The sequence below is a fragment of the Brevibacillus sp. NPDC058079 genome (assembly GCF_042885155.1).
Taxonomy (GTDB): Bacteria; Bacillota; Bacilli; order Brevibacillales; family Brevibacillaceae; genus Brevibacillus.
In genome coordinates, this window is the sequence record NZ_JBHVSO010000008.1 from 20975 (window position 1) to 34185 (window position 13211).

Here is a 13211-nt window from a genome sequence, read left to right on the forward strand (position 1 = left end):
ATCTATCTTACATGTTTTGAATCAGAGCGTCAGCAAACTCGGAGCATTTCAGTTCTTGTGCGCCTTCCATCAGACGAGCGAAATCGTATGTTACTGTTTTCGCGGAGATGGTTTTTTCCATGGAGTTGATGATCAGATCAGCTGCTTCGTTCCAGCCCAGGTGACGCAGCATCATTTCTCCGGACAGGATCACGGAGGATGGGTTTACTTTGTCCAGACCAGCATATTTTGGAGCTGTACCATGAGTTGCTTCGAAGATCGCATGGCCAGTCAGGTAGTTGATGTTTGCACCTGGAGCGATACCGATACCGCCTACTTGTGCAGCCAGTGCGTCAGATACATAGTCACCGTTCAGGTTGAGTGTTGCTACTACATCGTACTCAGCTGGACGAGTCAGGATTTGTTGCAGGAACGCGTCAGCGATAACATCTTTCACGATGATTTTGCCAGCTGCTTCTGCTTCTTTTTGTGCTTTGTCAGCGTCGCCGCCTTCAGCTTTGATACGATCGTATTGTGCCCAAGTGAATACTTTGTCGCCGTATTCTGCTTCAGCCAGTGCATATCCCCAGCTTTTGAAAGCACCTTCTGTGAACTTCATGATGTTGCCTTTGTGTACGAGGGTAACAGATTTGCGCTTATTTTCGATTGCATAGTCGATCGCTGCACGAACCAGACGCTCTGTACCATCTTTGGAAACAGGCTTGATACCGATACCAGATGTTTCTGGGAAGCGGATTTTCTTCACGCCCATTTCGTTTTGCAGGAAGTCGATTACTTTTTTCACTTCTGGAGTACCTTCAGCCCACTCTACACCAGCGTAGATGTCTTCAGTGTTCTCACGGAAGATTACCATGTCAGTCAATTCAGGATGTTTCACTGGGGATGGAACACCATCGAAGTATTGAACAGGACGTACGCAAGCATACAGATCCAGCTCTTGACGCAGTGCTACGTTGATAGAACGGATACCGCCGCCTACTGGTGTAGTCAAAGGACCTTTGATTGCGATCAGGTATTCACGAACAGCAGTCAGCGTATCTTCTGGCAGCCACTCGCTGTATTGGTTGAAGGATTTTTCGCCTGCGAATACTTCGAACCAAGCGATTTTCTTCTCGCCTTTGTAAGCTTTTTCTACAGCTGCATCCAGAGCGCGAACGGAAGCTTTCCAGATATCAGGGCCAGTACCATCACCCTCGATGAAAGGAATGATCGGATTGTTTGGAACTACCAGTTTACCGTTATCCACAGTAATTTTTTCGCCTACAGTTGGTTGCGTCAGGTTTTTAAACACAAAAAATCCCTCCAGTGTTATATATATTCGGTGATTATGAATATTTCCAGACGTAGGAGAACTACCACTCACTCGTGGTAGTTCTCAAGCTTGCGCTCAGGTGCGATCAGCTTGGCTGACCACCTGCCCTCCACGCTCGAAAATAGCTAGTTCTTAGCGGCGGTCAATTGGAACGTAGTGTTGGTTGACCGGACCGGTGTAATCCGCGCGAGGACGGATCAGGCGATTATTTTCATACTGTTCCATGATGTGTGCCGTCCAACCGGACATACGGCTGATGGCAAAGATCGGTGTGAACAGGTCTGTTTCGAGACCGAGAGAAATGTAAACAGATGCGGAGTAGAAGTCAACGTTTGGCTTCAAGCCTTTTTCGCCGGAAATCATTTCATCGATCTTCACAGACATCTCATACAGCTCAGGGCGACCGATTTGCGCGGTCAGTGCTTTGGACATTTCTTTCAGCCATTTCGCACGTGGGTCACCGTCTTTGTATACACGGTGTCCGAAGCCCATGATTTTTTCCTTGTTATCTAGCTTGGTGCGGATGTAGGATTCTACGTTAGCCATGCCGCCGATTTCGTTGAGCATTTTCGCTACTGCTTCATTAGCGCCGCCATGCAGAGGGCCTTTGAGCGTACCGATTGCGGACACGATACCGGAATAAATATCAGTCAGGGTCGCAACAGATACACGAGCAGAGAATGTAGATGCATTAAACTCATGGTCAGCATGCAGGATCAGAGCAACGTCAAACGCTTTTACTGCCGTTTCTGTTGGCTCTTGGCCTGTGAGCATGTAGAGGAAGTTTTGTGCAATCGTGAAATCTGCACGTGGAGCAACTGGCTCCAGACCTTTACGCATACGCTCATAAGCAGCGATCAAGGTAGGAGTTTGTGCCATCAGACGGATAGATTTCCGATAGTTGGCTTCAGAAGACATATCTTGCGCTTCTGTGTCGTAGAGCGCTAGCGAAGAGACAGCTGTGCGCAACGCCGCCATTGGGTGTACGCCTTTTGGATAGTGGCGAATGCTTTCCAGCACTTCTTGGGCCACTGCTGCATTTTCACCCAATTGTTTTTTCAAAGCGTCTAGCTGATCACGCTTCGGTAACGCTCCATGCCAGAGCAAATATACAACCTCTTCAAAAGTTGCATGTTCTGCCAACTCATCGATGTTGATCCCGCCATAGCAAAGAACCCCATCGACGATCGAACAGATGGATGATTGAGCGGCAACAACGCCTTCAAGTCCACGAGTAGTTGTCATTGAACTCCCTCTCCTTTTCCACTCAAGTAGTAGTGCTTATCTAGTCTTCGCTTGTCCGCCATGACTGATAAACGACCTGATCACGTTCAAAAAGACGACTTTTTGAACATCCTATCTATGCAATTGTAAGCAGCGGTTTCTTTCATCCACCACTCTTGACAGGGAATGTATCCACGCAAATCCTCACAAGGTCGTACATCAAAATGACGCTCGTGTAAGGGGAGAGGCGAGAGAAAAGAATCCACTAAGACGACCCAATTATAAAAGATTATTGCGATTTTGTGAATAAGGTTGGCGAAAAAATGTTTCGAAGGGTGAAACGGAGTTTTGTTTTTTCGCGATTCTTGCTCCACCCATCAGGCATGCTGCATAATAGAAACATCAGTATTTTGTTCGCACCTTCGCGGCGGAAAGGAGAAATCGTTTGAATCAGGAAAACTGGGTAGAGCGCCTCTTTCAAATCATTCGCTTGTTATGGGTTTGCCTGCTTGTCTATGTAGGGATTTGGGTATTCCAGTACGCAACACCCTTACTGTACCCATTTATAATCGCTTTAGTCATTGCGCTCATCATCAACAAACCAGTTACGTTCATGACCAGAAAGTTCCGGATTCCACGCTGGCTTTCGGTCATAATCGCGCTCTTGGTTTTGATGCTGCTCGCAGGTGGAGTGGTCACTCTGATCATCACGGAAACGGTCGTGGAAATCGGAGAGCTGGCCAAACGCTTGCCAGTCGTTTCACAGGAGCTGGCCCATTATTTGCAAAATACGATTTCTCAAGACTTCTTGATGGGCATTTACAATCAGATTCAGTGGTTTTACGATCAGCTCGATCCAAGCTATAAGGATAAGCTTACCAGTACGGTAGGCAGTGCGATCTCGACCATCACGAATGTCGGGCAGGACTTGATCGTCAAATTCCTGGATGGATTGAAAAACCTTCTTGTTTCACTCCCAAATATGGCGACGGTTTCTGTCATTTCCATCATGGGTGCCTTCTTTATCTCCAAAGATTTTGCTCTTTGGGAAGCGCGGGCTCGCCGTCTTTTGCCAACAGGGGTAAACAGCCGTCTCGATCAAATTTTTATCGATTTGCGCAATGCCTTGTTCGGGTTCGTCAAGGCGCAGTTGACTCTCATCTCCTTAACCGCTGCCATCGTGATTATTGGTCTACTGTTCATGCGTGTCGAATACGCAATTACGATTGGCTTGATCACGGGCTTGGTCGATCTCTTGCCTTATCTTGGGACAGGGACCGTCTTTGTCCCTTGGATCATCTACATGTTTTTTAAAGGCAATTACACGATGGTCATCGGCTTGTCCATTTTGTACGGGGTCGTCTTGATTTTCCGTCAAATTATCGAGCCAAAAGTCGTTGCGGAAAACGTCGGTCTCGATCCTCTCCTCACGCTGGTTGCGCTGTTTGTCGGCCTCCAGTTGTTTGGATTCTTGGGCTTGATCATCGGACCTGTTTCACTCGTCATGATCAATGCTTTGGTAAAAGCCAACGTCTTCGTCGATGTATGGGGCTATATCCGTGGAAAGAAAACCTGACCCAACATAAAAAGAACCGCTTGCGAGCAGCATGTCACACAGCTCGGAGCGGTTCTTTTTTATAGGGAATATCTGTATTAGCGGCGGAAAAACAATTGAACACGACCAGACGAGATGAGATTCCACAGCCAGCGCTTCAACAGATGACGAATAATCATCCGTGTGTACGGAATGAGGAAGACCAGTCCAATCACATCCGTGACGAATCCAGGCAACAAGAGCAAAATGCCACCGATCAAGATCAAAACACCATCGATGAGCGAATCCGTAGGCATTTGCCCACGCGACAACTGATGCTGGACCATCCGGAATACTCGCATCCCCTGCTGCCTCGCGAGCCAAGCTCCCAAGATCCCCGTGAGAATGACCAGCACGACTGTGTTCCAACCACCGATCCACGATCCAATGGTAATAAGCCCCCAAAGCTCTAATCCAAACGCGACGACAAACAGAATGGCAAAAAAGCGGAACATGCCTATTCCCCTCCTTTATGCTGGGAGTCCAACCAATCATAGATGTCAGGCTCCGCTCGCGACAAGCGAATCGGCCTCAAAGCTGTGTTGGTAAATACATGCATCGTCTCTCCTAAAACCAACAGCTGCTGGTCAGGCAATCTAACAATCTCGTAAGCAAAAGTGAGGCGGACAGGACTCATCTCTTTTACTCGCGTCCGTATTTCTACCTCATCGTCATAGCGGGCGGGTTGTTTGTAAGAGATGTTCGCATCTGTAACAGGCAGAAGTACGCCTTTTTCCTCAAGCTCACGATAGGTGATCCCCGCATGGCGAATCAATTCTGTTCTTCCTACTTCAAACCAGTTCAAGTAATTCGTATGGTAGACCACACCCATCTGATCGGTTTCGCCATAGCGGACGCGCAATCGATGGGAATGAATAATGGGAGTCATTTTGGATCGCTCCTTTCTCTATATCAATAATTGTACCATAGTCCCCCTACTCAAGGCTCATTGATATAGACAGTATATACGTTGCTGTAGTGGTGGAGAGGAAACAGGAGAAAACGCTCCAGCTTCTAGGGCCACCCGCTGCAGGATTGACTGCCCGACTCCATGCCAAAAGCGAAACCGCGTCCAAAGTGGTCCATTCAGGAGGTTTTTCAGAGGTGGACGCTTAAGGGCGTGTTTCGCTTTTGGCATTCCGTCTCGGTCGGTGTCCCTAAGATCTTCGCTTATTTCTCCTGTTTCCTCTACGAGCTTTCCGTGTTAGATGGGTCTTAAATGCCTTAATAGATTGAAGAATCGCATCTGTTACGATAGAGAAGAATATTTCCAGGCGTAGCGACTTGTGGAGTCCTACCGAGCGGAGAAGGGATTAGCGGGCAAAAGAAACGCAACCGTGCCCGTGCGACGTAGCGGCTACCACTTTTGCGTTTCCCCGCTAATCCCTTCGGAGCGGGCAGTCTTAGCCCTCAGCAGGACGGAGCCTGGAGCCTAGACTGGAAATATTCTTCTCTCCACTACAGAAACATAAAAAACAGAGGCAGACTGATTTTTTCAGTCTACCTCTGCCTCTTATTATTCGGATCGCTTAGCGAATCGGGCAAGCGCCGCCTTCGCAAGATTCAGCCGTGGACAGATCAGCCTCTCCGCCGGTTTCGTACTGCTGCAAAATCGCAGGATCAAATGGCTTCATGGACTGCTTCAATGCCTCGTACTGTTCTTTGGTGCACTCTTCATATGGAGCCAATTGGTAGTTTCCTCCATCCAATTGCAAGAAGGATACACCTACGAAATTATCCCAGTTTTCGTAAACGATGTCTTCTACTTCTACCCACTCTTCCTTGCGAACCGTAATGGTGTTCGAAGAGTTGTGCTCGGTATATTCTTTCTGGAAACGGAAGTACGTATCGAATTGGCGTTTTGCACTTACTTCGTTCTTCGTTTCTTCTGCACCTGATGCTACAGGGAAATCGATAACGAGTGTGCGTGCATTTGCCATGCGCTCTTCATACGTTTCACCTGGTGATCCTACCTCTGGGTTTACTGTCCAGCCAAGAGCTTGTACTGCTTTTGCCAATGGATCCTCAGCATTGATACGAATGCGGCGGATGTAGTACGGCGAATGGGACCAGTGCAGACCACTGGAGACACCACCAGCTACCTGAGACAGCGTACCTTCCGGCTTCACGGTCGTTACCAGGAGTGGAGAATTCACTCGCAGCTCATACGCATAACGGTTCGCCTCGTCACGAGCAGCATCGCCCAGCTTGCGCAACAGTTCGAGCTCTTGCTCTTCTGTATAGCCAAGGGATGCCAGCGCATCCTTCACACCAGTAAGGGAAGTTCCGAGCAATCGGTCACGCTGTTGAACGGTATCCCAATGCGGCAGCTCCAACGTAACCAGCGTCATACGCAGACCAGCACGAGCAGATTTGCGTTGTGCTTCCAGCAAGCCATCGAGATCCAGATACTTGGAGCCATCCTCGCGATCCTTCACGAATTCAACCAGATTGACTGTCGTCAGGTTGCAGACGCCATAAGAATCGAGCAGGATTTCTGCACAAGGGTTCAAGCCCTCTGCATTTGGACGACGACGGTTTGCTTCTTCCAAGTTGATGAAGCCTGGTTCACCTTCCAATTGCATCAAGGTGAACACAAGGTTCAAGAATGGCTTGGTCGGTTGTTTGGTAAAGGCGATCGAGTTGTTGGACATGCGGCGATGATCTAGACCGGAGCGTCCATCTCCTACATTTTGGATGCTGTCAAACCATACAGGCTTATGCTCTCCCAACAGCTCGCCTACACGACGGTGGTGGTTCAGCTGATCCTCTGTCCAGAAGCCATTGATGCCGTATTTCGCCAGCATGCACTCGTAATCATCGTGATCGAACAGGAAAATTTCCGCTGTACGGCGTACGCCACCTACTACGACGTTTGCTCCGATGAGGTTTCCAATGTCGAGAATATGTATCGGACGGATTTTACCGTATCCTTTTCCATCACTCTCGATTGGTGCCAAATGCTGGTCGATTTGGTTTTTCAACACTTTATCGATTCCTTCAAACATTTCACGAAGTGGTTCATGACCACTAGCAGTACCGCCAAAACGCTTCAGTCGCTCGCCTTTCGGACGCACGCTGTTGTAAGAGATTTTCACGGTGTGAATGTGTTCATAAGTGGAATCTGTCAAAATTTGCAGGTAGAGACGGAGGGATTCTACCCAGCCTTCTTTACTGTCTCCCACATAAATTTTGGCAAAGCCGTTATCCAGTACATTCAGCTCAGAACGCTCCAGGCGTTGATGCTTTGGCAGCGGTCTGTATTCAGAAGAAAGCAGCGAAACATTCGTGCGAATCGGGCCCAGTCCAGCAGCCATTTCCTTCGTGCATTTGAAGCCTACGCCAGTTCCTACCAAGAGAAGGTAGAACAAATCGCCCAAGTCATCCCAAGACTTGATGTTCAGGAAGGAGCAGTTGAAGTTCGCCAACGGATACAAATCCGCTACGCCGTTGTCTGCACCGCCAACCCACAAGGTACGGCCAGACAAAAACTGGCGAAGGTTAAACATGTTGTCAAACAAACCTTCTGCCTCTTTTTCCATTGTGCGAGAATCGGCGTACATTCCGATTTTTTTCAAATGCTGATAAGCCAGCTTAATATTGTAATCCACCGAGCGGCGGCAAGTTTCTTTCCACGTTTCTCGTCTTCCCTTTTCCGGTACAAAGCGAGAATAAGTACGGTAGTAAACAAATTGTCCCAGAGGACTCATATGGATCGGAAAATCAGGATATTGATTTAAGAATTCATCCCGCAAAAATTGAGTTCGGGATACGGTTTCGGTCGCCAGCATATCGTTCCTCCTTCGAATCTTTCCTCTCTAGTTTAACTATCTTTATCTGTAAAACTCAATAGTTTTACCTATATATTGTGCGAAATAATTTTCGACAATACTAGATGTTGTGTTTGCTCTAAAAAAACACTTGACACAAAATCCCGAACATTGGACGTACAGAAGGACCCTTTTATGTTCAGCCTTTTCCTGGCAACGAGCGCTACAACACCCATTCTGTCATGATTTGGAAACCCCGAACGTATGGATTTAATCCGTCCTGACACAAAGCCACCGACCGATTTTAACAGATTCCCACTCGCTTTGCACCACCTAATAATCACCGTTAACTGGTAAAACTTATCAGGTAGTTCGTCGGCTAATCCTTTTTCCCCAAGCCAAAAAAGGGTGACGCTTGGTCACCCTTCAGAGGTATTCTGTATGAAAGATGAATAGTATTACCTACAGAATCCGGGCATGCCCTGAGTAAATATGCCCACGTTCAGAATCCACCGTTACGATTTGCCCGTCCTTCAATACATCCGTAGCAAATTGCACACCTACGATGACTGGAACGCCGAGATTCAAGCCTACGATGGCTGCGTGAGAGGTAAGTCCACCCTCTTCGCAAATCACTGCGCCAGCCTTGCCAAACGCTTCAATCATATCGGAGTCGGTACCGATGGTTACGAGGATCGCCCCTTCTTCTACCTTTGCCAGCGCCTCTTCAGCGGATCTAGCAATAACTACCTTGTTTGTGACAACTTTTCTGCCGATTCCTTGTCCTTTTGCTACCACATCGCCAATGACGTGGATTTTCATCAGGTTTGTTGTCCCAACTTCACGGACAGGTACGCCTGCTGTGATCACAACGAGATCGCCATGACGGACGAAGCCTGCATCAAGCGCCTCCTGGACAGACATCTCCAACATTTCATCAGTTGTATTCGCCATTTCGCCCTTCACCGGATACACGCCATTTACGAGTGCAAGACGGCGAATAATCGCTTCATGCGGCGTTACAGCCACGATCGGTGCTTTTGGACGGAACTTTGATACCATGCGAGCTGTGTGTCCGCTTTCGGTCGCAGTAATAATTGCTGCTGCGTCCAGATCCAATGCTGCATTGGATACAGCTTGGCTGATGGCATCGGTAATCGTCACTTGTTTGAGCTGTGCTTGTGCGTACAAGATCTCACGATAATTCAGCTCTTGCTCTGCACGTACAGCGATACGCACCATGGTTTCGACAGACTCAACCGGGTATTTACCGGCAGCCGTCTCACCGGAGAGCATAATTGCGTCTGTACCGTCGAAAATGGCGTTCGCAACGTCACTCGCTTCCGCACGTGTCGGACGTGGGTTGCGCTGCATGGAATCAAGCATTTGTGTCGCCGTAATAACTGGCTTCGCGAGTTCATTACACTTCTTGATCAGCTTCTTCTGAACAAGTGGTACTTCTTCTGCCGGAATCTCTACGCCCAAATCACCGCGCGCAACCATGATTCCATCTGTTACTACCAGAATTTCGTCTACGTTATCGACGCCTTCTTGGTTTTCGATTTTCGCGATAATATCGATACGCACGTTATGGCGCTCCAGGATTTTGCGAATCTCCAAGATATCCGATGCTTTTCGTACGAAGGAAGCCGCAATGAAATCGACTCCTTGTTCAATACCGAATTCGATATCCTGTGCATCCTTTTCTGTGATACCTGGCAAGTTGATTTTGACACCCGGAACATTGACGCCTTTTTTGCTCTTCAGTGTTCCACCGTTTTTGATCAAGCAGATGATTTCGGTGTCACTCACTTCCTGTACAGTCAACCCGATCAAACCGTCGTCGATCAAGATCGTATCGTCGATTTTTACATCACGAGGCAATTCCGGATACGTAATGGAGACGCGCTCAACAGTACCTGGTACTTCCTCAGTGGTGAGGATCAGCGTATTTCCTTCTACGAGCTCGACTGCATCTACTGCGAGCGTACCCGTACGAATTTCAGGACCTTTTGTATCCAACAGGATTGCAACAGGTTTCCCGGTTTCTTTTGATGCCTGACGAATGTTTACAATTCGCGCCGCATGCTCCTCATGGGAACCGTGCGAGAAATTCAAACGCGCTACGTTCATTCCTGCTTCGATCAATTTTTTCAGTGTTTCAACCGTTTCACTCGCCGGTCCAATGGTACACACGATTTTTGCTTTCCTTAACATAGGATGTAAGCCTCCTCTACACTCCGAAAACTGTTAGTTTTATATAGATAGCGTGCGCGCCAATTGATAAATGGATAAATCCAATTGATGCTTTTTCGCCAATGCTTCCTGAAAATCAACGTCAACGATCTCGTTGTTCTGAATCCCAACCATTCGGTCCTGCTTGCCTTCCAGCAACAAATCGACAGCTGCTGCACCCATTCGGCTCGCCAGCATTCGGTCCATCGCAGTAGGGGAACCACCACGCTGAATATGACCCAGTACCGTTACGCGAGTCTCCCAGCCCGTCTCTTTCGTGATCGCTTCGGCATAAGAAGCTGCACTTCCTACGCCTTCCGCCACAATGATGATGGAATGCTTTTTACCACGGCGCTGTCCAGCATGCAGACGCTCAATAATATCGTCCAGCTCCTGCGACGCTTCCGGGATAATAATGGACTCGGCACCAGCTGCAAGCCCTGCCCACAATGCCAGATCGCCAGCATCTCGCCCCATTACTTCAATAATGTACGTGCGTTCATGCGAGGTGGCCGTATCGCGGATTTTATCGATCGCTTCCACAACGGTATTCAATGCGGTATCAAACCCGATCGTGAAATCGGTGCACGGAATATCATTATCAATCGTACCCGGTACGCCAATGGTCGGGAAACCTCTTTCGGTCAGCTTCTGTGCACCGCGAAACGACCCGTCTCCCCCAATCACAATCAGACCCTCAATTCCATGAGCACGTAATTGCTCCACTGCTTTTTGCTGTCCGGCTTCCGTCTTGAACGCTTCACTGCGAGCGGAGTAGAGAATGGTTCCTCCCCGTTGGATAATATCCCCAACAGAGCCTAGAGACATCTCCTTGATATCTCCCCTCATCAGCCCTTCGTATCCGTGGTAAACCCCAAACATTTGTAATTCGTGAAAATGAGCACGACGTACAGCCGCCCGGACTGCGGCATTCATTCCAGGAGAATCTCCACCGCTAGTGAGAACTGCAAGTTTTCGCATGGAATCCACCTCTCCAATCATATCGTCTTTAGCATGTCATTTAACGGAAACAGTATGTACCATACTTTGTATGAAACATGCTGTATCACTCAATTCCTCATATCTGTTATACACTGAAAAGATATGTGCCATACTTTTTGAAAGCTCTGATAACTCTTTCATTCGACTTCGATTGTAGCAGATTTTCCTCGGAGAAAAAAGAAAAAAACGCCCCCTGTTTCTTACAGGGTGGCGAATTCTCCGATCTGTTTAAACTTCTCGTAACGGTCCTGTATCAATTCTTCTGGAGTTAAACGGCCCAGCTGTTCTAGTTGTTCCGCGATGACCGCCTTGACCATCCCTGCCTGCGCGATCAAATCACGGTGGGCTCCTCCGAATGGTTCATCAATAATTCCATCAATGACTCCTAATTCCAACAAATCAGGAGCCGTAATTTTCATCGTCTCCGCTGCACGCATACCCAAGCTGGAGTCTCTCCAGAGAATCGCAGCGGCACTCTCCGGTGCAATCACGGAGTAATAGGAATTCTCCAACATATAGATGCGGTTGCCTACGCTGATCGCCAAGGCTCCACCGCTTCCGCCTTCCCCGATAACAATACAAATAATCGGCACGCCAAATGTCGCCATTTCACGCAGATTGCGGGCAATCGCTTCGCTCTGACCGCGCTCTTCTGCCGCTTTTCCAGGATAAGCACCTGATGTATTGATAAAGCAAATAATCGGGCGACCGAACTTGTCCGCCTGCTGCATAATGCGCAATGCCTTCCGGTAGCCTTCTGGGTGAGCCATCCCGAAGTTGCGCTTGATGTTGTCTTTTGTGTCTTTCCCTTTTTGGTGACCGATGATTGTAACAGGGCGCCCATCCAGCTTGGCAATTCCACCCACAATAGAATGGTCGTCTCCGAACAAACGGTCTCCATGAACCTCGATAAAATCAGTAAAAAGTAGTTGTATATAGTCCAAAGTCGTTGGCCGTTCCGGATGACGAGCCAGCTGTACGCGTTGCCATGGAGTCAGGTTGCCGTAAATTTGCACAGCAAGCTCTTTTGATTTTTGTTCGAGACGCTGTATTTCATCAGAGAAATCAATTCCCTTTTCCTCAGTAAAACGGCGCAATTCCTTAATCTTATCTTGTAATTCTACTAATGGCTTTTCAAAGGAGAGCTCGCCTGCCATGTTTCTACTCCTTCCCGAGACGTGTGCATCTCTACCAGTTTGGACAGCGTATTACGCATATCCTTACGGTGTACCACCATATCGAGTTGCCCGTTTTTCAACAAGAATTCCGCTGTTTGGAAGTCTTTTGGCAACTCCTGACGGATCGTTTGCTCAATGACTCGACGCCCAGCAAAACCGATCATAGCTCCTGGTTCTGCGATATTGTAATCTCCCAACGAAGAAAAGCTGGCTGATACGCCACCATATGTAGGATTCGTCATGACCGAGACAAACAACAAGCGTTCGCGATCCAATCGAGACAACGCTGCGCTGGTTTTCGCCATTTGCATCAGGCTCAATACGCCTTCTTGCATACGTGCTCCACCAGATGCACTGAACAGAATGAAAGGCAAACGCCGTTCGATCGCTTGCTCAATTGCGCGCGTGATTTTTTCCCCGACGACTGATCCCATACTCGCCATACGGAAACGAGAATCCATGACCCCAATCACGATGCGGCTTCCACCCAGAACACCTTCGCCTGTAATGATCGCCTCGTTCAAATTGGTGTTGGCCATATCTTGCTCCATTTTTTCCAGATAACCAGGAAAACCGAGTGGATTGGCGGTAATCAAATTGGCATCAAATTCTTCTGTCAGAACCCCATCATCTAGAAGCGCTTGCAGACGCTCTGGAGCGGACATGGAGTAGTGGAACTGGCAGCCTTTGCAGACGCGCAAGTTCTTCTCCAAATCCTTTGAGTAGTGAATCGTCCCACAATGTGGGCATTTATTCATTAATCCCTCAGGGACTTCCTTTTCTTTCGTACCCGCTTCCTTGCTAGTTTCGGTGGAAGCAGGGACACGTGCTAGTGTCTCTGAAGGAACTGTAGCGAATTTGCGCTTTTTCCCAAAAAGATCTTTAAGCACAGGTAC

General features: G+C 48.2%; 10 protein-coding genes. 1 reads left to right on the forward strand and 9 read right to left on the reverse strand.

What is annotated here, in order from left to right; all coding sequences use genetic code 11:
• Positions 1 to 7: 7 nt before the first annotated feature.
• The gene (icd, locus tag ACFVS2_RS22370) at positions 8 to 1291 is read right to left on the reverse strand and encodes an NADP-dependent isocitrate dehydrogenase (protein WP_390237854.1); all 1284 of its coding nucleotides are present in this window, start codon (positions 1289 to 1291) and stop codon (positions 8 to 10) included.
• Positions 1292 to 1444: 153 nt separating this feature from the next.
• Positions 1445 to 2557 (reverse strand): citrate synthase, encoded by a 1113-nt coding sequence (gene citZ / locus ACFVS2_RS22375; RefSeq protein WP_007725337.1) that lies wholly within the window; start codon positions 2555 to 2557, stop codon positions 1445 to 1447.
• Positions 2558 to 2981: 424 nt separating this feature from the next.
• Between citZ and ytvI the strand changes: the two genes are divergently transcribed.
• Positions 2982 to 4112 carry a sporulation integral membrane protein YtvI gene (ytvI, locus tag ACFVS2_RS22380; RefSeq protein WP_390237857.1) on the forward strand — a complete coding sequence of 377 codons (1131 nt, stop codon included), beginning with the start codon at positions 2982 to 2984 and terminating at the stop codon, positions 4110 to 4112.
• 77 nt (positions 4113 to 4189) lie between these two features.
• Here ytvI and ACFVS2_RS22385 read toward each other — a convergent pair whose 3' ends face one another.
• From ACFVS2_RS22385 to accD, 7 genes are all read right to left on the reverse strand, one after another.
• Entirely contained in the window at positions 4190 to 4585 is a 396-nt protein-coding gene (locus ACFVS2_RS22385) for an FxsA family protein (RefSeq protein ID WP_173620001.1), read from the reverse strand.
• Positions 4586 to 4587: 2 nt separating this feature from the next.
• Complete coding sequence (locus ACFVS2_RS22390; protein ID WP_390237859.1) at positions 4588 to 5019, reverse strand: acyl-CoA thioesterase; 432 nt, start codon at positions 5017 to 5019, stop codon at positions 4588 to 4590.
• Between the two features lie 640 nt (positions 5020 to 5659).
• Complete coding sequence (gene nrdJ, locus ACFVS2_RS22395) at positions 5660 to 7921, reverse strand: ribonucleoside-triphosphate reductase, adenosylcobalamin-dependent (protein WP_390237862.1); 2262 nt, start codon at positions 7919 to 7921, stop codon at positions 5660 to 5662.
• A gap of 441 nt (positions 7922 to 8362) precedes the next feature.
• Positions 8363 to 10117, reverse strand: a complete 1755-nt coding sequence (pyk, locus tag ACFVS2_RS22400; protein WP_173620003.1) for a pyruvate kinase — start codon at positions 10115 to 10117, stop codon at positions 8363 to 8365.
• 39 nt (positions 10118 to 10156) lie between these two features.
• Complete coding sequence (pfkA, locus tag ACFVS2_RS22405; protein ID WP_390237864.1) at positions 10157 to 11116, reverse strand: 6-phosphofructokinase; 960 nt, start codon at positions 11114 to 11116, stop codon at positions 10157 to 10159.
• Positions 11117 to 11337: 221 nt separating this feature from the next.
• Positions 11338 to 12294 (reverse strand): acetyl-CoA carboxylase carboxyl transferase subunit alpha, encoded by a 957-nt coding sequence (gene accA, locus ACFVS2_RS22410; protein ID WP_390237866.1) that lies wholly within the window; start codon positions 12292 to 12294, stop codon positions 11338 to 11340.
• The gene (accD, locus tag ACFVS2_RS22415; protein WP_173620006.1) at positions 12261 to 13205 is read right to left on the reverse strand and encodes an acetyl-CoA carboxylase, carboxyltransferase subunit beta; all 945 of its coding nucleotides are present in this window, start codon (positions 13203 to 13205) and stop codon (positions 12261 to 12263) included. The genes accA and accD overlap by 34 nt, the downstream gene beginning before the upstream one ends.
• Between the last annotated feature and the right edge of the window lie 6 nt (positions 13206 to 13211).

Bases quoted from the DNA above. Each gene is read 5' to 3' on its own strand.
- accA (WP_390237866.1), bottom strand. From the start codon at position 12,294: ATGGCAGGCGAGCTCTCCTTTGAAAAGCCATTAGTAGAATTACAAGAT.
- ACFVS2_RS22390 (WP_390237859.1), bottom strand. From the start codon at position 5,019: ATGACTCCCATTATTCATTCCCATCGATTGCGCGTCCGCTATGGCGAA.
- pyk (WP_173620003.1), bottom strand. From the start codon at position 10,117: ATGTTAAGGAAAGCAAAAATCGTGTGTACCATTGGACCGGCGAGTGAA.
- citZ (WP_007725337.1), bottom strand. From the start codon at position 2,557: ATGACAACTACTCGTGGACTTGAAGGCGTTGTTGCCGCTCAATCATCC.
- ACFVS2_RS22385 (WP_173620001.1), bottom strand. From the start codon at position 4,585: ATGTTCCGCTTTTTTGCCATTCTGTTTGTCGTCGCGTTTGGATTAGAG.
- nrdJ (WP_390237862.1), bottom strand. From the start codon at position 7,921: ATGCTGGCGACCGAAACCGTATCCCGAACTCAATTTTTGCGGGATGAA.
- pfkA (WP_390237864.1), bottom strand. From the start codon at position 11,116: ATGCGAAAACTTGCAGTTCTCACTAGCGGTGGAGATTCTCCTGGAATG.